Raw genomic sequence first — 20,533 nt, forward strand, 5'->3', positions numbered from 1 at the left:
GCGCCAAAGGGGACTGGCTTTGCTTGAATGAGAATGTCCCCCTGTTGCACTCGGGTACTATTCGACGAAAGGGTCGAGTTTTCACAATTTGTTGCACAGAATTTTTTACCTGCCTTCGCATCAAAGCTCTTTTAACCTGAGCGGCGAGGGCGGCACGGCACACATTCGTGCCACGCGGGTGCTCTTGAGAAAAGCACCTGACTGAACCCGGCCCGGCAATGCGTTGCCCGGTCCACTTAGCCAAAGGCTCTGGAAATCCCATGTCCGATCGTTTCGAACTCTTCCTCACCTGCCCCAAGGGCCTCGAAGGCCTGCTGATCGAGGAAGCCGTCGGGCTTGGCCTTGAAGAGGCGCGCGAGCACACCTCGGCCGTGCGCGGCATGGCCGACATGGAAACGGCTTATCGCCTGTGCCTGTGGTCGCGCCTGGCCAACCGCGTGTTGCTGGTGCTCAAGCGCTTCCCGATGAAGGATGCCGAAGACCTGTACCACGGCGTGCTGGATGTCGACTGGCAAGATCATATGCTGGCCGATGGCACCCTGGCGGTGGAGTTCAGTGGTCATGGCTCGGGCATCGACAACACTCACTTCGGCGCCTTGAAGGTCAAGGACGCCATTGTCGACAAACTGCGCACCCCGACGGGCGAGCGGCCATCCATCGACAAGCTCAACCCGGACCTGCGCATCCACCTGCGCCTGGACCGCGGCGAAGCGATCCTCTCCCTCGACCTTTCCGGCCACAGCCTGCACCAGCGCGGTTATCGCCTGCAGCAAGGCGCCGCGCCGCTGAAGGAAAACCTCGCCGCCGCGATCCTGATCCGCGCCGGTTGGCCGCGCATTGCCGCTGAAGGCGGGGCGCTGGCCGACCCGATGTGCGGTGTCGGCACGTTCCTGGTGGAAGCAGGCATGATCGCCGCCGATATGGCGCCGAACCTGCGTCGCCAGCAGTGGGGTTTCACCGCCTGGCTCGGCCATGTGCCGGCGTTGTGGAAGAAACTCCACGAAGAGGCCACCGCCCGCGCCGCCGCCGGGCTGGCCAAGCCGCCGTTGTGGATTCGCGGCTACGAAGCCGACCCACGGCTGATCCAGCCGGGCCGCAACAACGTCGAGCGTGCGGGCCTGAGCGAGTGGATCAAGATCTATCAGGGCGAAGTCGCCACCTTCGAACCGCGTCCGGACCAGAACCAGAAAGGCCTGGTGATCTGCAACCCGCCGTACGGCGAGCGTCTGGGCGACGAAGCCAGCCTGCTTTACCTCTACCAGAATCTCGGCGAACGTCTGCGCCAGGCCTGCCTGAACTGGGAGGCGGCGGTGTTCACCGGCGCGCCAGACCTGGGCAAGCGCATGGGCATTCGCAGCCACAAGCAGTATTCGTTCTGGAACGGCGCCTTGCCGTGCAAGCTGTTGCTGATCAAGGTCTTGCCGGATCAGTTCGTCACCGGCGAGCGCCGCACCCCGGAGCAACGCCAGGCCGAGCGCGAACAGGCCGCCTACGATCAGGCCCCTGAAGTACCGCAAGAGCGCCAGTACAACAAGAACGGCAACCCGATCAAGCCGGCTCCGGCACCGGCCCCTGTGGTCGAGCAGGCGCGGTTGAGCGAAGGCGGGCAGATGTTCGCCAATCGCCTGCAAAAGAACCTCAAGTTGCTGAGTAAATGGGCCAAGCGTGAAGGTGTGGACTGCTACCGGGTCTACGATGCCGACATGCCGGAATATTCCATGGCCATCGACCTCTACCACGACTGGGTTCACGTCCAGGAATACGTTGCGCCGAAGTCCATCGACCCGGAAAAGGCCTCGGCCCGCTTGTTCGACGCCCTGGCGGCCATCCCCCAGGCACTGAACGTCGACAAGAGCCGCGTGGTGATCAAGCGCCGCGAGCGTCAGAGCGGCACCAAGCAGTACGAGCGCCAGAGCGCCCAGGGCAAGTTCACCGAGGTCAACGAAGGCGGCGTGAAGCTGCTGGTCAACCTTACCGACTATCTGGATACCGGGCTGTTTCTCGATCATCGGCCGATGCGCCTGCGGATCCAGAAAGAGGCGGCCGGCAAACGCTTCCTCAACCTGTTCTGCTACACCGCGACCGCCAGCGTCCACGCTGCCAAGGGTGGTGCTCGGAGCACCACCAGTGTCGACTTGTCGAAAACCTACCTGGACTGGGCGCGGCGCAACCTGTCGCTCAATGGTTTTTCCGACAAGAACCGCCTGGAGCAGGGCGATGTGATGGCCTGGCTGGAAGCCAGTCGTGACGAGTACGACCTGATCTTCATCGACCCGCCGACCTTCTCCAACTCCAAGCGCATGGAAGGCGTGTTCGATGTGCAGCGCGACCACGTCCAATTGCTGGACCTGGCCATGGCGCGCCTGGCCCCGGGCGGTGTGCTGTATTTCTCCAACAACTTCCGCAAGTTCCAGCTCGAGGACAATCTCGGCGAGCGCTACGCGGTGGAAGAGATCACCGCCAAGACCATTGATCCGGATTTTGCCCGCAACGGCAAGATCCACCGTGCCTGGAAGATCATGGCCCGTTGATCGAAGTCTGATTGGATCCATGAAGCCTTGTAATTCAAGGCTTCCAGCCGCATTTTTGGGCTGGCTAAAGTAATGGCTAATAGCTATAACTTAGGCTGTGTCCAGGGCTGTGCCTATGCCTGGCTCCATTCTGAGTTGTGTTTATGGCATTGCATCAGGTGCGCCCCAGAATTCTGGGCTTTATCAGCGAAGATGTGTCGGCCTGGCTGGTGGCTTCGCTGGTGCTGCTGGCCGGCACTTTCCTGACCGGCTTGCTGAGCTGGGCGATGACGAACCTGTTCAATCAGCAATTGCGCCAGCGCTTCGAGTTGCAAGCCGAGGAGCGCTTCAGCCGCATCGAAGAACGCTTCCAGGACGAGGAACAACGTCTCGATGGCTTGCGGCGGTTCTTTGCCAATTCGGTCGGGGTTTCCAACGCGGAATTTCACGGCTACGTCGAACCGCTGTTGCGGCGCACCCTGGCCTTCGCCTGGGCGCCACGGGTATCTCGGGACCTGCGACAATCCTTCGAACAAGAGACGCGAGCCCAGGGGGACGACGCCTTTGCCATCCGCGAGGCGGACGATAGCGGCGGCTTGCGGCGGGCCGCCGAGCGGGACGAGTACGTGCCGGTGCTGTACCTCCAGAGCCAGCCGCTTTCGATGTCCCCCCTGGGGTTCGATCTGCTTTCCCATCCATTGCGGCGGGCCGCGCTTGAACGAGCGCGTTTGCTCGGCACGGTGGCGGTTTCGCAGCCGTTGGACCTGATGGGTGTCGGACCGGACTTCGCCCGTGGCGTGTTGCTGGTGGCGCCGGTCACCCGAGCCTCGGCCAAGGAACCGTTCGGTTACGTGGTGGCGGGTATCAACATGCGTCAGCTGGTGGGCGATGGCTTGCCGGCCGCAGGTCATGACAACCTTTCGATGCGTGTTCTCGACCTGTCCACGGACGACCGGGGGGAAGTGCTGTTCGATTCCCTCGACGTGCCGGGTGACAGCGATTTGTCGGCGACCCGCCTGTTACGCCTGGCCGATCACAATTACCGAGTGGAATTGCGGCCCAGCCGGGCGTTCGTGTCGACCAATCACTCCTCGGTCACGGGCATGGTGATACTTGGCGGCTTGCTCAGCCTGCTGCTCAGTGCCTTGCTCTACGTGCTGGTCAGCCAGCGGCAGCGGGCCTTGAAGCTGGTGGAGCAACGCACCCGTGAACTGCGCGCCCGGGAACAGGAATTGCGCGGTACCCACGGCCAGTTGCGCGGTGTGCTGGATGCCGCAACCCAGGTCGCGATCATCGCCACTGACCTGCGCGGCGTTATCACGACATTCAACGCTGGCGCCGAACAGATGCTCGGCTACCCGAGTTGCGAGGTGCTGCAAAGCATGACCCTGGAGAGCCTGCATGTGCCCCGCGAGCTCCAGGCCCGGGCCGCCCAGCTCGGCGCGCGTTTTGGCAAACCGATCCCCACCTGCCATGCGATGCTGCTCGAGGGCGGTGAGCAGGGTGGGCAACAGGCGCGGGAATGGACCCTGGTACGCCGCGATGGCAGCCACCTGACCGTGAACATGCTCGCCACACCGATGCTCGATGAGCAGGGGCTGTGGATCGGGCACCTGGCAATCTGCATCGACGTCACCGAACGCAAACGCGTCCACGAAGCGCTGGCGGCCCGTGACCTGTTGTTGAAAAAGCTCAGCGCTCATGTGCCCGGGGGAATCTACCAGTTCAAGATGGACTTCAATGGTCGCTTCAGCGTGATCTATGCCAGCGACGGCATCCGCGACATCTATGAGTTGGAACCCGATGTACTGGTGCAGAACGCCGAGGCGATTTTCTCGCGTATTCACTCCTTGGACAGTACGCGCGTCCGCGCTTCGATTCGTGCTTCGGCCCACACCTTGAGCCCGTGGCGTGAAGAGTATCGGGTGCAATTGCCTTTGCGCGGCCTGCGTTGGGTGCGTGGCGAGGCCACGCCCGAGGAGCTGCCTGGCGGGGGGGTGTTGTGGCACGGTTATATCTCGGATATTTCCGACCTCAAGCGCGTGGAAGAAGAACTGCGGGCGTTGTCCGTGACCGACGCCCTGACCGGCATTCGCAATCGCCGCTATTTCCAGGAGCGCCTGACCTCGGAGATGGCCCGGGTCGAGCGTGGTTCCGGCGGGCTGGCGGTCATCATGCTCGACATCGACCACTTCAAGCGCATCAATGACCAACACGGCCATGCGGTGGGCGACCGGGTATTGCAGGCGGTCTGCCAGCGCATTGCCCAACGGTTGCGCCGCACCGATGTGTTCTGCCGGTTGGGTGGGGAAGAGTTCGTGGTGCTATGCCCGGACACTGACAGCGACAGCGCCTATTCCCTGGCTCTGGAACTGTGGGGAGGCTTGCGGGCCGAGCCCATCGAGGATGTGGGGGTGGTCACCGCCAGTTTCGGCATCGCCACCTGGCGCGCCGGGGAGGGCGCCGATGCGTTGCTGCTCAGGGCCGACTCGGGTGTGTACGCGGCCAAGCAGGCCGGGCGGGATCGGGTCGAGACGCAGCTGGGTTAGCCACTTGGGCTGGGTACATGGGGTCGAAGTGGGCACAAAATTTGTGTACGACACAAATCCCCTGTGGGAGCGAGCTTGCTCGCGATAGCGCCAGGTCAGTCAGATCCCTATCAACTGACCGACCGAATCGCGAGCAAGCTCGCTCCCACATTGGGTTTTGTGTTGAGTCAGAGCACCGAAGCCGTCTGTGGCAGTTTCGGCTGGCGGTACAGGTCCAGCAGCACCTGGTCCAGCACCGACGAAGCGCCCCATGGCTTCGGATCGTTGAGGATCGCTACCACCGCCCAGGTGTTGCCATTGATGTCGCGGCTGTAGCCGGCGATGGCGCGGACGGTGTTCAGGGTCCCGGTCTTGACGTGGGCCTCGCCGGCCATGGCAGTGGTCTTCAGACGTTTGCGCATGGTGCCGTCGGTGCCGGCAATCGGCATCGAGCTAATGAACTCCGCCGAATACGGGCTGCGCCAGGCCGCTTGCAGCATCGCCGCCATTTCCCGGGCGCTGACCCGTTCGGCACGGGACAGACCGGAGCCGTTCTCCATCACCAGGTGCGGCGCGGTGATGCCTTTCTTGGCCAGCCACTGGCGCACCACCCGTTGCGCCGCCTTGGCGTCATCACCATCGGCTTCGTTACGGAACTGCGCGCCGAGGCTCAGGAACAACTGCTGGGCCATGGTGTTGTTACTGTATTTGTTGATGTCGCGGATGATCTCCGCCAGGTCTGGGGAGAACGCCCGGGCCAGCACCTTGGCGTTGCTCGGGGTCGCAGCCAGGCGGTCCTTGCCCTGGATGCTGCCGCCCAGTTCCTTCCAGATCGCCCGCACCGCACCAGCGGTGTAGGTGGCATGGTCCAGCAGCGACAGGTAGGTCTGGGAGCTGCAACCATCACCGAGCTGGCCGCCGACGGTCACCGTCACGCTGCCGTCTGCCTGTGGCACCGGGTTGTAGCGCACGCCGCCGGCACATTGCTTGGAATTGACCGCCTTGACCTGGTTTTCGATGCGAATGCTGGCAATCGGCGGTTCCACCGACACCAGCACCCGGCCGCCGTCATTGCGGGCGACGAAGCGCAGAGCCTTGAGGTTGACCAGCAGCGAGTCGGGCTTGACCAGGAACGGCTTGTTTTCGTCGTTGCCGTCGTCGTTGAACTCGGGCAGTTGCGGCTGGATGAAGAAACTGCGGTCCAGGACCAGGTCGCCGGTGATCTGCTGCACGCCGTTGGCCCGCAGGTCGCGCATCAGCAGCCAGAGTTTTTCCATGTTCAGCTTGGGATCACCGCCGCCCTTGAGGTACAGGTTGCCGTTGAGAATCCCGCCGCTGAGGGTGCCGTCGGTGTAGAACTCGGTTTTCCACTGGTGATTGGGGCCGAGCATTTCCAGGGCCGCGTAGGTGGTCACCAGTTTCATGGTGGAAGCGGGGTTGACCGAAACGTCGGCGTTGTACAGGGTCGGAGTGCCGGGGCCATTGAGCGGCACCATCACCAGGGACAGGGCGTCATCCTGCAGTTTGCTGGCCTTGAGGGCCTTTTGTACATTGGGCGACAGGGCAGTGTTGATCGTGGCGGCGTGGGCGGTGACAGGAAGGGCCAGGGGAAGAAGAAGGCTGGCCAGAAGCAGTGGACGCAAAGATTTGATCATTTGAAATAGAACCCTACGGGCGAGGGGGAAAAAACGAGGACATGAAAATGAACGTCCTCAACGGTCATGAAAGTGTCGGCATTATGCCCCAAGCCGCAACGGCTTGGGCCGTGCCTGAGCCCTTCGGCCGCTATTTTTTACCGACGGTAGGCCGATACGCCCGATCAGTCGGGCAATCGACGCATCAAACTGGTAAAGTGCCGGCCGTTATTACTTATGAGGATTGTTCCAATGGCGACTAACCGTTCCCAGCGTCTGCGCAAAAAACTGTGCGTGGATGAATTTCAAGAGCTGGGTTTCGAACTGAACCTGGATTTCAAAGAAGATCTGGCCGATGAGGCTATTGACGCTTTCCTCGACGCTTTCCTGAAAGAAGCCATGGAAGCCAACGGCCTGGGCTACGTCGGCGGCGACGACTACGGTCTGGTTTGCCTGCAGAAGCGTGGCTCGGTCACCGAAGAGCAGCGCGCTGCCGTTGAAGCCTGGCTCAAGGCCCGTCCTGAGCTGACCAGCGTGGAAGTCAGCCCGCTGATGGACGTCTGGTACCCGGAAAAGCCGATCAATCCGGTCGCTTGATGGTCCGATGATGTTCCGAGCCGGCTGCCCGTCTGGGGGCCGGTTTTTTTGTGCCTGTCTGTTGGGTATTGATGACCTTCAGGCCGCCTTCGCGAGCAAGCTCGCTCCCACAAGGGGCGCATGAATGCCCCAAATCTCCTGTGGGAGCGAGCTTGCTCGCGAAGCTTTCAAGCGCTACGCCAGTTCAGAATCACCAGGGTCAACACCCCCGCCACAATCCCCCAGAACGCCGAACCGATGGAGAACAGCGTCAGCCCCGACGCCGTGACCATGAAGGTGATCAGCGCCGCTTCCCGTTCCTTCACTTCGCTCATGGCGATGCTCAAGCCATTGATGATCGAGCCGAACAGCGCCAAGGCCGCGATGGACAGCACCAATTCCTTGGGCAGCGCCGCGAACAACGCCGCCAGCGTCGCGCCGAACACCCCGGCAATCCCGTAGAAAATCCCGCACCAGACCGCCGCCGTGTAGCGCTTGTTGCGATCTTCGTGGGCGTGGGGGCCGGTGCAGATGGCCGCGCTGATGGCGGCCAGGTTGATGCCATGGGAGCCGAACGGCGCCAACAACAGCGAGGCAATGCCGGTGCTGGTGATCAGTGGCGAGGCCGGTACGTTGTAGCCGTCGGCCCGCAGCACGGCGATGCCGGGCATGTTCTGCGAGGTCATCGCCACCACGAACAGTGGAATGCCGATGCTGATGGTGGCCGCCAGGGAGAAGTGCGGCGTGGTCCACACCGGCGTCGCGACTTCCAGGGCAAAGCCGCTGAAGTCCAGCAGCCCCAGCAGGCCCGACAGCGCCGTGCCGATCAGCAGCGCCGCCAATACCGCGTAGCGAGGGGACAGGCGCTTGACGATCAGGTAGGTGAAAAACATCCCCAGCACCAGGCCGGTGCGATGTTGGGTGGCGACGAAGATCTCGCTGCCGATCTTGAACAGGATGCCCGCTAGCAACGCCGCCGCCAGCGAGGCCGGAATGCGCTTGACCAGGCGCTCGAAACTGCCGGTCAGGCCGCAGATCGTCACCAGGACTGCGCAGGTAATATAGGCGCCGATGGCCTCGCCGTAACTCACACCACCCAGGCTGGTGATCAGCAGCGCCGCGCCGGGTGTCGACCAGGCGATGGTGATCGGCGTGCGATAACGCAGCGACAACCCGATGGAGCACACGGCCATGCCAATGGAAATCGCCCAGATCCACGAGGAAATCTGCCCGCTGGTCAGCCCGGCCGACTGCCCGGCCTGGAACATCAGCACCAGGGAACTGGTGTAGCCGGTCATCATCGCGATGAACCCGGCGACGATGGCCGAGGGCGAGGTGTCGGCTAATGGACGAAGTGGCGTGGTCGTGACTTCGGTCATGGTGCGTGATGTTCCTTATTATAGATTATGCGTGTAGGAGCAAGGCCTGTGGGAGCAAAGCTTGCTCGCGATGCAGACGATTCGGTCTGTCAAAGGACCGCGTTGTCGTTCATCGCGGGCAAGCCTTGCTCCCACAAGCCTTGCTCCCACAGGTGTCACAGAATGGTGGGTTTAAGCCTAAACTCAACCCAACTGCCGATTGCAATACAGCCATGCCCGCAAACAGCCGTACAGTCGTGTTGCCATCAGAGGTTGTGTACAATCGAGCTGTTTTTTACGCGATACTTGCCAGCGACCCGCTGTGCCGTATTACAGTCACGGTCAATTCGCCGCAGTTCTCCCGACTCGAGTGCCCATGAACGAACAGTTGCAGCCCCTCAAGAAACAACCGCGAGCTGGTAAAGCCGGCCGCAGCGGAACCCAGGACGATATTGTCTATGCGCATATCTTCGAGGCCATCCTCGAGCAACGCCTGGCGCCCGGTACCAAGTTGAGCGAAGAGGCGCTGGGGGAAATTTTCGGGGTCAGCCGTACGATCATCCGCCGGGCGTTGTCACGCCTGGCCCACGAAGGCGTGGTGTTGCTGCGGCCCAATCGCGGTGCCGTGGTGGCGAGCCCCAGTGTCGAGGAGGCCCGCCAGGTGTTCATGGCCCGGCGCCTGGTGGAGCGGGCGATCACCGAACTGGCGGTGCAGCATGCCACGGCCGAACAACTGGCTGAGCTGCGGCAGATGGTCAGCGATGAGCGCGACAGTTTTTCCCGTGGCGACCGCGGCGCCGGCATCCGTTTGTCGGGCGAGTTTCACCTCAAGCTGGCCGAAGCGGCGAAGAATGCACCGCTGATCAGTTTCCAGCGCAGCCTCGTGTCCCAGACGTCGCTGATCATCGCCCAGTACGAAAGCGGCAACCGCTCCCACTGTTCCTACGACGAACACACCCAGTTGATCGACGCCATCGAGGCGCGCGATGCGACGTTGGCGGTGGACCTGATGATGCATCACATGGACCACATCGACAGCAAACTCAACCTCGACGAAGAGAGCGCGTCGGATGACTTGCACGCGGTTTTCTCGCATTTGTTGCAGAGCAAGAAGCCGGGGCGGTCGACGGCCAAGCTCTGAGGGTTGAATCAGTCATACCGTCAATCGCGAGCAAGCTCGCTCCCACAGTGGATTTGTGTTGTTCACATAACCCTTGTGGGAGCGAGCTTGCTCGCGATAGCGATCCAACAGGCGCTGAAACTTTAGCGCTGATGCACCAATTTACCGGCCGCATAAGTCTGCGCCACCGTCCGGTCATCCCCCAACGTCATCAACACGAACAACCGCTCGGCAATGTCCCTGGCCTGCTTCAGGCGATAGCCCAGCAGCGGCGTGGCGTTGTAGTCCAGCACCAGGAAGTCCGCATCCGTACCCGGTTGCAAGGTCCCGATCTTGTCCTCCAGGCGCAAGGCCCGGGCGCCGCCGAGGGTGGCCAGGTACAGCGACTTGAACGGGCTCAGCCGCGCCCCTTGTAACTGCATTACCTTGTAGGCTTCGTTCAGGGTGTGCAGCAGCGAAAAACTGGTGCCGCCACCGACGTCTGTGCCCAACCCTACGTTCACCTTGTGCTTCTCGGCCATCGGCAGGTTGAACAGGCCGCTGCCGAGGAAAAAGTTCGAGGTCGGGCAGAAGGCGATGGCCGAACCGGTCTCGGCCAGGCGCGCGCATTCGTCGTCGCACAGGTGCACGCCGTGGGCGAACACCGAGCGCTCGCCGAGCAATTGGTAGTGATCGTAGACGTCCAGGTAACCCTTGCGCTCCGGGAACAGCTCCTTGACCCACTGCACTTCCTGCAGGTTCTCGCTGATGTGGGTCTGCATGTACAAATCGGGGTATTCCCCCAGCAACTGACCGGCGAGGGCCAGTTGTTCCGGGGTGCTGGTGGGCGCGAAGCGTGGGGTCACGGCGTAGTGCAGGCGGCCCTTGCCGTGCCAGCGCTCGATCAGCGCCTTGCTCTGGGTGTAGCTGGATTCGGCGGTGTCGGTCAGGTAGTCCGGGGCATTGCGGTCCATCATCACCTTGCCGGCGATCATCCGCAGGTCGAGCTTCTGGGCCACTTCGAAAAACGCGTTCACCGACTGTGGATGCACGCTGCCGAACACCAGCGCGGTGGTGGTGCCGTTGCGCAGCAATTCCTTGACGAAAATATCCGCCACCGCGTCGGCGTGGGCCTTGTCGGCGAACTGGCTTTCGCAGGGGAAGGTGTAGGTGTTGAGCCAGTCCAACAGTTGCTCGCCATAGGCGCCGACCATGCCGGTTTGCGGCAGGTGGATGTGGGTGTCGATCAAACCTGGGGTGATCAGCGCGTCCGGGTAATGAGCGATTTCGATATCCGCCGCCAGGGTTGGCAGCAGGTCATGGGCGTGGCCGATGGCGCTGATCTGGCCGTTCTCCACCACCAGCAAACCGTCTTCGAAATATTCATAGGACGCTTCGATACCTACTTCGGCCGGGTCGGCGAGGCTGTGGAGCAGGGCGGCGCGGTAGGCTTTGCGTGTCAGGGGCATGGGAATTCTCAACGAGTGTTCAACGGTTCGCCTGGCTGCGGCGCGAGGCCGGCAGCAGCTTGGCAATCGGTTCGGCGCGCACGGTGTGCTGGCCGAAATCGGCGTTATAGGTGGCGATGATTTCGCCGGCGATGGAGATGGCGATTTCCACAGGCAACTTGCCTTTGACTTCGCCGATGCCCATCGGGCAACGCATGCGTTGCAAGGTGGCGCTGTCGAAACCACGATCGCGCAGGCGATGTTCGAACTTGACCCGTTTGGTCTTCGAGCCGATCAGGCCAAAGTAGGCAAAGTCGTTGCGCTTGAGGATCGCGGCGCTCAGTTCCAGGTCGAGCTGGTGGTTGTGGGTCATGACGATGCAGTAGCTGCCGGCGGGCAATTCGTCGACTTCATCCAGTGGTTCTTCGGTGACGATCTTGCGTACGCCGTGGGGCAAGTGTTCGGGGAATTCCGCCTCCCGCGAATCGATCCAGCGTACCTTGCAGGGCAGGCTCGCCAGCAGTGGCACCAGGGCGCGGCCGACATGGCCGGCGCCGAACACGGCGATCTGCGCCTGGACTTGGCCCATGGGTTCGAACAGCAACACGGTGACGCCGCCGCAGCACTGGCCCAGGCTCGCACCGAGGCTGAAGCGCTCCAGATGGGTATTCTGCTGGCCGCTGGCGAGCATGTTCCGGGCGATTTCCATGGCCTTGTATTCCAGGTGGCCGCCACCGATGGTGTCGAACGTCTGGCTGGCGCTGATGACCATCTTCGAACCGGCGTTGCGCGGGGTGGAGCCGAGTTCTTCGATGATCGTCACCAGCACACAGGGTTCGCCGCGGGTTTGCAGGTCGGCGAGGGCGCTGATCCAGTTGTACATATTCCACCTCGACATCTGTTTTGTCTGTTCCGGCCTCATCGCGAGCAAGCTCGGCTCCCACAGAGGACCTCAGGGTTAACAAAACTCCTGTGGGAGCGAGCTTGCTCGCGATCGGCCGCGCCGCGGTCTAGAGCGAAGCCACTTCGACTTCAGCTTCCTCAGCCTTGACCGCCTTCAACCCCCGCATCTGCTCACACCCCCACAACACCCGCTCCGGCGTGGCCGGGGCGTCGATGTTCGGCTGATGCCGGTAATCCCCCAGGCTCGCCACGGCGTCCTTGATGGCGCACCACGCGGCGATGCCGAGCATGAACGGCGGTTCGCCCACGGCCTTGGAGTGAAACACCGTGTCTTCAGGGTTCTTGCGGTTTTCCACCAGCTTGACTCGCAGGTCCAGCGGCATGTCGGCCACGGCGGGGATCTTGTAGCTGGCCGGGCCATTGGTCATCAGCTTGCCCTTGTCGTTCCACACCAGCTCTTCCATGGTCAGCCAGCCCATGCCCTGGATGAAACCACCCTCGACCTGGCCGATGTCGATGGCCGGGTTCAGCGAGGCGCCGACGTCGTGGAGGATGTCGGTGCGCAGCATCTTGTACTCGCCGGTGAGGGTGTCGACGATCACCTCGGCACAGGCTGCGCCATAGGCGTAGTAGTAGAACGGCCGGCCGCGGGCCTGGCTGCGGTCGTAATAGATTTTCGGGGTTTTGTAGAAGCCGGTGCTCGACAGCGAGACCTGGGCGAAATACGCCTGCTGCACCAGCGCCTCGAAGCTCAGGATGTGATCGCGTACCCGCACATGGCCGTTGTGGAATTCCACGTCTTCTTCGCTGACCTTGTACTGCCGCGCGGCGAACTCCACCAGGCGCCGCTTGATGGTTTCGGCTGCGTTCTGCGCCGCCTTGCCATTCAGGTCGGCGCCGCTGGAGGCGGCGGTGGGCGAGGTGTTCGGCACTTTGTCGGTGTTGGTCGCGGTGATCTGCACGCGGTCCATTTCCACCTGGAACACCTCGGCCACCACCTGGGCGACCTTGGTGTTCAGGCCCTGGCCCATTTCGGTGCCGCCATGGTTGAGGTGGATGCTGCCGTCGGTATAGACGTGGATCAAGGCGCCGGCCTGGTTGAGGAAGCTGGCGGTGAACGAAATACCGAATTTCACCGGGGTCAGCGCCAGGCCTTTTTTCAGGATCGGGCTGTTGGCGTTGTAGCGTCGGATCGCTTCGCGGCGCTCGGCGTACTGGCTGCTTTCTTCAAGCTCGGCGGTCATTTCCTCGAGCATGTTGTGCTCGACGGTCTGGTAGTAGTGGGTGACGTTGCGTTCGGTCTTGCCATAGTAGTTGGCCTTGCGCACCGCCAGCGGATCCAGACCCAGGTGCCGGGCGATGGCGTCCATCACCTCTTCGATGGCGACCATGCCTTGGGGGCCGCCGAAACCACGGTAGGCGGTGTTCGACGCGGTGTTGGTCTTGCAGCGGTGGCCGTTGATGGTGGCATCGCCCAGGTAGTAGGCGTTGTCGGCGTGGAACATGGCCCGGTCGACGATGGAGGCCGACAGGTCCGGCGAGCAACCGCAGTTGCCGGCCAGTTCCAGGGCGATGCCGTGCAAGCGCCCGCGGCTGTCGAAGCCCACGTCGTATTCGATGTAGAAGGGGTGGCGCTTGCCGGTCATCAGCATGTCTTCGACCCGGGGCAGGCGCATCTTGGTCGGCTGCCCGGTGAGGTGCGCGACGACCGCGCACAGGCACGCCGGGCTGGCGGCCTGGGTTTCCTTGCCGCCAAAGCCGCCGCCCATGCGGCGCATGTCCACAACGACTTTATTCATCGGCACGCCCAGCACTTCGGCCACCAGTTTCTGCACTTCGGTGGGGTTCTGGGTCGAGCAGTAGACGATCATGCCGCCGTCCTCGGTGGGCATCACCGAGGAAATCTGGGTTTCCAGGTAAAAATGCTCCTGGCCGCCGATGTGCAGCGAGCCCTGGAGGCGATGCTCGGCGCTCGCCAGTGCAGTGGCCGAATCGCCACGTTGGTGGGTGTGGCTGTCGAGCACGAAATGCCGCTTGCGCAGGGCTTCGACCACATCCAGCACCGGTTCCAGGTCTTCGTATTCGACGATGGCGGCCATCGCCGCCTTGCGGGCGGTTTCCAGGTCTCTGGCGGCGACGGCCAGCACCGGTTGGCCGACGAACTGCACGTCATCGATGGCCAGCAGCGGGTCGCCGGGCAGCAGCGGGCCGATGTCCTTCAGCCCCGGAATGTCGGCATGGGTAATGGCGATGCGCACGCCTTCGAAGGCATAGCAGGGCGCGGTATCGATGCGGATGATCCGGGCGTGGGCGCGGTCCGACAGCCGGGCGTAGACGTGCAACTGGTTCGGGAATTCCAGGCGGTCATCGATGTACTGCGCTTCGCCGGACACATGCTTGGCGGCGCTGTCATGCTTGACGCTGCGGCCCACGCCAGTAGTGAGGTCGCGGGCGAATAGCTCGGCCAGTTCGGCTTGGGTCTTCTCTACGGCGTGATGGTTAGACATAAGCGGTCACCCGAGTCTCGATGTGCGGCGTTTGCAGTTCGATGAAGTATTTACGCAACAGGTTGCGGGCGCTGAGCAGGCGGTATTCCTTGCTGGCGCGGAAGTCCGACAGCGGCGTGAAGTCCTCGGCCAGGGCAGCGCAGGCGCGTTCGACGGTGCTGTCGGTCCACGGCGCACCGATCAATGCCGCTTCACAATGCTTGGCGCGCTTGGGTGTGGCGGCCATGCCGCCGAAGGCCACGCGGGCGTCGCGGACCACGCCGTTGTCGATGCGCAGGTTGAACGCCGCGCACACCGCGGAAATATCATCGTCCAGGCGCTTGGAGACTTTGTAGGCGCGGAACGCCTGTTCGGCACTGGCCCGGGGCACGATGATCTTTTCGATGAATTCGCTTTCCTGGCGGGCGGTGACCCGGTAGTCGATGAAGTAGTCTTCCAGGGGCAGGGTGCGCCGGGTCTGGCCCTTGCACAGCACGATTTGCGCGCCGAGGGCGATCAGCAGGGGCGGCGAGTCGCCAATCGGCGAGGCGTTGCCGATGTTGCCGCCGAGGGTGCCCTGGTTGCGGATCTGCAGCGAGGCGAAGCGTTGCAGCAGTTCGCCAAAGTCCGGGTATTCGGCTTTCAGGGCTTCGTAGCAATCGGAGAGGGCGGTGGCGGCGCCGATCTCCAGGCGATCGTCGAAACGCTCGATGCGCTTGAGTTCGGCGACGTTGCCCACGTAGATCATCACCGGCAGGGTGCGGTGAAATTGCGTGACTTCCAGGGCCAGGTCCGTGCCGCCGGCCAGCAGGCGCGCCTGGGGATAGGCGTCGTAGAGATCGGCCAGGTCGGCCACGGTCAGCGGTACCAGGCAGCGTTTGTCGCCGCTGTTGAGCTCGCCGGTCTCGGTCGGTGCGATGGCTTTGAGGCGGGCGATGGTCTCGGCCTCGCGGGCGTCGAACTGGTCCGGTTGCTTGCCGCAGCAGGCCTGCTCGGCGGCGGCCAGGATCGGCCGATAGCCGGTGCAACGGCACAGGTTGCCGGCCAGGGCTTCGTGGGCCTTATGGGCGTCGGGCTGCTCGCTGTTTTTTTGCAGGGCGAACAGCGACATGACGAAGCCGGGCGTGCAGAAACCGCACTGCGAACCGTGGCAATCGACCATCGCCTGCTGGACGCTGTGCAGTTGGCCCTGGTGCTTGAGGTCTTCGACGCTGATCAGTTGCTTGCCGTGCAGGGACGAGACGAAGGTCAGGCACGAATTGAGGCTGCGGTAGCGAATGCGTTCGCGGCCATTTGCGTCCGTTTCCAATTCGCCCACCACCACAGTGCACGCACCACAGTCGCCGCTGGCGCAACCTTCTTTGGTGCCTGGTTTGCCAACGTGTTCGCGCAAATAGTTGAGCACGGTCAGGTTCGGGTCCAGGGCGTGCTCGCTACGGAGTTCCTGGTTGAGTAAAAACTGGATCACGGAAGGCCTCGCAGACTCATTATTGTTGTATCGACATGGGCCTGAATTTATCAGGTCTGACTTTTCGGTCAATGATTTTCTGACTTAAAGGTCAGAAAAATTCGTTTGGTCGATCAACTGCCGTGTTTGGTCAGTATGGACCCATTGTGGGAGCGAGCTTGCTCGCGATAGCGCCGGGTCTGTCGATGCGTTCATCGGCTGGTGCACCGCCATCGCGAGCAAGCTCGCTCCCACAGGTTTGGTTCAGGATGAAAAGCTCAAACTTTTTTGCTTATATCGTGCCAAAAACCCGCTGCAGGCCCTGCGCCATGACGTATCGAGTGCGCTACACTGCGCCGCTTGTGCAAATCGAAGAGTTTGAAGGACAACCATGACGTTCAAGGCCCCGGACAGCCTCGCCGAGCAAATCGCCCACCATCTCGCCGAACGCATCATTCGCGGCGAAATGAAGCCGGGAGAGCGCATCCAGGAACAGAAGGTCACGCTGGCGCTCAATGTCAGCCGCGGCTCGGTCCGCGAGGCCCTGCTGATCCTGGAACGACGCCATTTGATCGCGATCCTGCCGCGCCGTGGCGCCCACGTCACCGAACTCACCGAACACAAGGTGCGCAGCCTCTGCGCGCTGATGAGCGAGCTGTACATTCTGCTGGGCAACGCCGTGGCCCATGGCTGGAAAGAACAGGCCGACATGGCGCCGTTCGTCGCCATCCAGCAGCGTCTCCAGGACGCCTACACGCGCCAGGATATCCGCACCTTCGTCGATGAAAGCTTCAGTGTGATGCGCGCGGCCTATCCCTTTGCCAACAACCCGTACTTGCAGGAAACCGTCGAGAACCTGCAACCGGCCATGAGCCGTGCCTATTTCCTGGCACTGGAACAGCGCAAGGCGGAAATGAGCGAATTCCTCGACCTGTTCCAGCGCCTGCTCGCCGCCGTGCTGGCCCGTGATCTGCCGCAGATCCGCATCGTGCTCACGGCCTACGCCCAGCGCAGTTGCGATCTGGTGGTTTCTGCCCTGACGGCGGCCTGACGTGCGGCTCAAGTGCATCAAGTTGGCGGGGTTCAAGTCCTTCGTCGACCCGACCACGGTGAACTTCCCCAGTAACATGGCGGCGGTGGTCGGACCCAACGGTTGCGGCAAGTCGAACATCATCGACGCCGTGCGCTGGGTGATGGGCGAGAGCTCAGCCAAGAACCTGCGCGGCGAGTCGATGACCGACGTCATCTTCAACGGCTCCACCAGTCGCAAACCGGTAAGCCAGGCGAGCATCGAGTTGGTGTTCGATAACTCCGACGGCACCCTGGTGGGCGAGTACGCAGCCTATGCGGAAATCTCCATTCGTCGCAAAGTGACCCGCGACAGCCAGAACAGCTATTTCCTTAACGGCACCAAGTGCCGGCGTCGCGACATCACCGATATTTTCCTCGGCACCGGCCTGGGTCCTCGCAGCTACTCGATCATCGAACAGGGCATGATCTCCAAGCTGATCGAAGCCAAGCCCGAGGACCTGCGCAACTTCATCGAAGAGGCTGCGGGGATCTCCAAATACAAGGAGCGGCGGCGCGAGACCGAAAACCGCATTCGTCGCACCCACGAAAACCTGGCGCGCCTGACTGACCTGCGCGAAGAACTCGAACGCCAGCTCGAACGTCTGCACCGCCAGGCCGAGGCCGCGAAGAAGTACCAGGAATACAAGGGCGAGGAGCGCCAGCTCAAGGCCCAGCTTTCGGCCCTGCGCTGGCAGGCGTTGAACGAGCAGGTCGGCCAGCGTGAAGCGATCATCGGCAACCAGGAAGTCAGCTTCGAAGCCCTGGTGGCCGAGCAGCGTAATGCGGACGCCGCCATCGAGCGCCTGCGCGACGGCCATCACGACCTGTCCGAGCGCTTCAATCTGGTGCAAGGACGCTTCTATTCGGTGGGCGGCGACATCGCCCGGGTCGAGCAGAGCATCCAGCATGGGCAGCAACGGCTGCGGCAGTTGCAGGATGATTTGAAGGAAGCCGAGCGGGCGCGCCTGGAAACCGAATCGCACCTGGGCCACGACCGCACACTGCTGTTGACCCTCGGTGAAGAGCTGGACAGGCTCACGCCGGAGCAGGAAATCACCAGTGCCGCCGCCGAAGAGGCCGCCGCGGCCCTGGAAGAAGCCGAACTGACCATGCATGGCTGGCAAGAGCAGTGGGACAGTTTCAACCTGGCCTCGGCCGAGCCGCGGCGCCAGGCTGAAGTCCAGCAGTCGCGCATCCAGCAGTTGGAAACCAGTATGGAGCGCCTGGCCGAACGCCAGCGCCGGCTTTCCGAAGAGCGCGCCTTGCTCGCGGCGGACCCGGAAGACGCAGCGATCCTGGAACTGAGCGAACAACTGGCGACCAGCGAAGCCACCCTCGAAGACTTGCAGGCCAGCGAAGACGCCCAGGTCGAACGTCTTGAGCAACTGCGCCAGGCCTTGCAATTGGCCTTGCAGAACCAGCAACAGGGCCAGGGTGAGTTGCAGCGGCTCAATGGGCGCCTGGCTTCGCTGGAAGCCTTGCAGCAAGCGGCGCTGGACCCGGGCACCGGCACCGCCGAATGGCTGCGCGACCAGCACCTGGCCGAGCGTCCGCGGCTGGCCGAGGGGCTGAAGGTCGATGCCGGTTGGGAACTGGCGGTGGAAACCGTGCTGGGGGCCGACCTGCAAGCGGTGCTGGTGGACGACTTCGGCGGCTTCGACCTGTCGGGCTTTACCCAGGGCGATCTGCGCCTGCTCAGCCCGGCTGGCGATGGCGTACGCGTGCCCGGCAGCTTGCTGGACAAGGTCGAGGCCCAGGTGGACCTGTCGCCCTGGCTGGGACAGGTCAAGCCGGTGGACAGCCTTGAGCAGGCCTTGGCCCTGCGCGGGCAATTGGCGGCCGGCGAAAGCCTGATCAGTCGTGACGGGTATTGGGTCGGCCGGCATTTCCTGCGGGTGCGCCGGGCCAGCGAAGCCGAGAGCGGCATGCTCGCCCGTGGCCAGGAAATCCAGCGCCTGGGCGCCGAACGGGAAGAGCGCGAAGCCAGCGTCGAAGCCCTGGAAACCGAATTGCAAAACCTGCGGGCGCAACAGCGTCAACAGGAAAACGGCCGCGAGCACCTGCGGCGGCTGTTGCAGGATGAAGCGCGCCAGCAAGGCGAGCTCAAGGCGCAGTTGTCGGCCGGCAAGGCCAAGGTCGAGCAACTGGCGCTGCGTCGCACCCGCCTGGAAGAAGAAATCACCGAGCTGGGCGAGCAGCGGGCGCTGGAGCACGAACAGATCGGCGAGGCGCGCTTGCAACTGCAAGAAGCCCTCGATGCCATGGCACTGGACACCGAGCAGCGTGAACTGCTGCTGGCCCAGCGCGACAGCTTGCGGGAGCGCCTGGATCGGGTACGCCAGGAAGCACGCCAGCACAAGGACCACGCCCATCAGTTGGCGGTGCGCCTGGGCTCGCTCAAGGCTCAATACGACTCCACGCGTCAGGCCTTGGAACGGCTGGAAATGCAGTCCGAACGCCTGACCGAAAAACGCGAGCAGTTGAGCCTCAATCTGGAGGAGGGCGAGGCACCTTTGGAAGAGCTGCGCCTCAAGCTCGAAGAGTTGCTCGACAAGCGCATGAGCGTCGACGAAGAACTCAAGACGGCGCAGATCGCCTTGGAGGACGCCGACCGCGAACTGCGCGACGCTGAGAAGCGCCGCAGCCAGGCCGAGCAGCAATCCCAACTGATCCGCGGCCAGATGGAACAGCAGCGCATGGAGTGGCAAGCCCTGACGGTGCGGCGCAAAGCCTTGCAGGACCAATTGCTGGAAGACGGCTACGACCTCGACGGCGTACTCGCCACCCTGGTGGCCGGGGCGAACGAAAAGGACGCCGAGGAAGAACTGGAGCGCATTGCCCAGCGTATCCAGCGCCTGGGGGCAATCAACCTGGCGGCCATCGACGAGTACCAGCAGCAGTCCGAGCGCAAGCGCTACCTGGACGCACAGAACGATGACCTGGTGGAAGCGCTGGAGACCCTGGAAAACGTCATCCGCAAGATCGACAAGGAAACCCGCAACCGCTTCAAGGATACCTTTGATCAGATCAACGGCGGTTTGCAGGCTCTTTTCCCAAAAGTTTTCGGTGGCGGCAGCGCCTATTTGGAACTGACGGGCGAAGATTTACTCGATACAGGGGTGACAATCATGGCGCGTCCTCCTGGCAAGAAGAACAGCACCATCCATTTGCTCTCCGGTGGCGAAAAGGCGCTGACCGCGCTGGCCCTGGTCTTTGCCATCTTCAAGTTGAACCCGGCGCCGTTCTGCATGCTCGACGAGGTCGACGCGCCACTGGACGACGCCAACGTAGGCCGTTACGCACGGCTGGTGAAGGAGATGTCTGAAACGGTGCAGTTCATCTACATCACCCACAACAAGATCGCCATGGAAATGGCCGATCAGTTGATGGGGGTGACCATGCATGAGCCCGGCTGTTCGCGACTGGTGGCGGTGGATGTGGAGGAGGCCATGGCCATGGTGGATGCCTGAACA

The 20,533-nt window shown here is 62.7% G+C and carries 13 protein-coding genes; 7 read left to right on the forward strand and 6 right to left on the reverse strand.

What is annotated here, in order from left to right; all coding sequences use genetic code 11:
* Positions 1-260: 260 nt before the first annotated feature.
* Together rlmKL and IB266_RS01580 are read left to right on the forward strand one after the other, a co-directional pair.
* A complete protein-coding gene (gene rlmKL, locus IB266_RS01575) occupies positions 261-2,531 on the forward strand; it encodes a bifunctional 23S rRNA (guanine(2069)-N(7))-methyltransferase RlmK/23S rRNA (guanine(2445)-N(2))-methyltransferase RlmL (protein WP_060738456.1) in 2,271 nt (756 codons plus the stop codon).
* 143 nt (positions 2,532-2,674) lie between these two features.
* Positions 2,675-5,059 carry a GGDEF domain-containing protein gene (locus IB266_RS01580; RefSeq protein ID WP_192259742.1) on the forward strand — a complete coding sequence of 795 codons (2,385 nt, stop codon included), beginning with the start codon at positions 2,675-2,677 and terminating at the stop codon, positions 5,057-5,059.
* A gap of 167 nt (positions 5,060-5,226) precedes the next feature.
* Here the strand turns inward: IB266_RS01580 and dacB are convergent, their stop codons facing one another.
* A complete protein-coding gene (gene dacB / locus IB266_RS01585) occupies positions 5,227-6,693 on the reverse strand; it encodes a D-alanyl-D-alanine carboxypeptidase/D-alanyl-D-alanine-endopeptidase (protein ID WP_060738454.1) in 1,467 nt (488 codons plus the stop codon).
* A gap of 47 nt (positions 6,694-6,740) precedes the next feature.
* Here dacB and IB266_RS01590 point away from each other — a divergent pair, with 47 nt between their 5' ends.
* Together IB266_RS01590 and IB266_RS01595 are read left to right on the forward strand one after the other, a co-directional pair.
* Complete coding sequence (locus tag IB266_RS01590) at positions 6,741-6,935, forward strand: hypothetical protein (protein ID WP_192259744.1); 195 nt, start codon at positions 6,741-6,743, stop codon at positions 6,933-6,935.
* Positions 6,925-7,269, forward strand: coding sequence for a YggL family protein (locus IB266_RS01595; RefSeq protein ID WP_072407906.1), 345 nt, complete (start codon positions 6,925-6,927; stop codon positions 7,267-7,269). Before IB266_RS01590 ends, IB266_RS01595 begins: the two co-directional genes overlap by 11 nt.
* Positions 7,270-7,436: 167 nt before the next feature.
* Here IB266_RS01595 and IB266_RS01600 read toward each other — a convergent pair whose 3' ends face one another.
* Positions 7,437-8,627 (reverse strand): benzoate/H(+) symporter BenE family transporter, encoded by a 1,191-nt coding sequence (locus tag IB266_RS01600; protein ID WP_060738452.1) that lies wholly within the window; start codon positions 8,625-8,627, stop codon positions 7,437-7,439.
* Between the two features lie 355 nt (positions 8,628-8,982).
* Between IB266_RS01600 and IB266_RS01605 the strand changes: the two genes are divergently transcribed.
* Positions 8,983-9,747 carry a GntR family transcriptional regulator gene (locus IB266_RS01605; protein ID WP_003183531.1) on the forward strand — a complete coding sequence of 255 codons (765 nt, stop codon included), beginning with the start codon at positions 8,983-8,985 and terminating at the stop codon, positions 9,745-9,747.
* Between the two features lie 122 nt (positions 9,748-9,869).
* Here IB266_RS01605 and guaD read toward each other — a convergent pair whose 3' ends face one another.
* The 4 genes from guaD to xdhA form a co-directional block, all read right to left on the reverse strand.
* The gene (gene guaD, locus IB266_RS01610) at positions 9,870-11,174 is read right to left on the reverse strand and encodes a guanine deaminase (protein ID WP_192259746.1); all 1,305 of its coding nucleotides are present in this window, start codon (positions 11,172-11,174) and stop codon (positions 9,870-9,872) included.
* Positions 11,175-11,193: 19 nt separating this feature from the next.
* Positions 11,194-12,036, reverse strand: a complete 843-nt coding sequence (gene xdhC, locus IB266_RS01615) for a xanthine dehydrogenase accessory protein XdhC (protein ID WP_192259748.1) — start codon at positions 12,034-12,036, stop codon at positions 11,194-11,196.
* 127 nt (positions 12,037-12,163) lie between these two features.
* Positions 12,164-14,563, reverse strand: a complete 2,400-nt coding sequence (gene xdhB, locus IB266_RS01620; RefSeq protein ID WP_192259750.1) for a xanthine dehydrogenase molybdopterin binding subunit — start codon at positions 14,561-14,563, stop codon at positions 12,164-12,166.
* Complete coding sequence (xdhA, locus tag IB266_RS01625) at positions 14,556-16,010, reverse strand: xanthine dehydrogenase small subunit (protein WP_192259752.1); 1,455 nt, start codon at positions 16,008-16,010, stop codon at positions 14,556-14,558. The genes xdhB and xdhA overlap by 8 nt, the downstream gene beginning before the upstream one ends.
* A 370-nt stretch (positions 16,011-16,380) precedes the next feature.
* Here xdhA and IB266_RS01630 point away from each other — a divergent pair, with 370 nt between their 5' ends.
* Both IB266_RS01630 and smc read left to right on the forward strand, forming a co-directional pair.
* Complete coding sequence (locus tag IB266_RS01630; RefSeq protein WP_192259754.1) at positions 16,381-17,040, forward strand: GntR family transcriptional regulator; 660 nt, start codon at positions 16,381-16,383, stop codon at positions 17,038-17,040.
* A gap of 1 nt (position 17,041) precedes the next feature.
* On the forward strand, positions 17,042-20,530 hold the full coding sequence (smc, locus tag IB266_RS01635; RefSeq protein WP_192259756.1) for a chromosome segregation protein SMC: 3,489 nt from the start codon (positions 17,042-17,044) through the stop codon (positions 20,528-20,530).
* The last annotated feature ends 3 nt before the right edge of the window (positions 20,531-20,533 follow it).

Origin of the sequence: Pseudomonas sp. Pdm06, assembly GCF_014851795.1 — a bacterium.
In the GTDB taxonomy this organism is placed as follows: Bacteria; Pseudomonadota; Gammaproteobacteria; order Pseudomonadales; family Pseudomonadaceae; genus Aquipseudomonas; species Aquipseudomonas fluorescens_AA.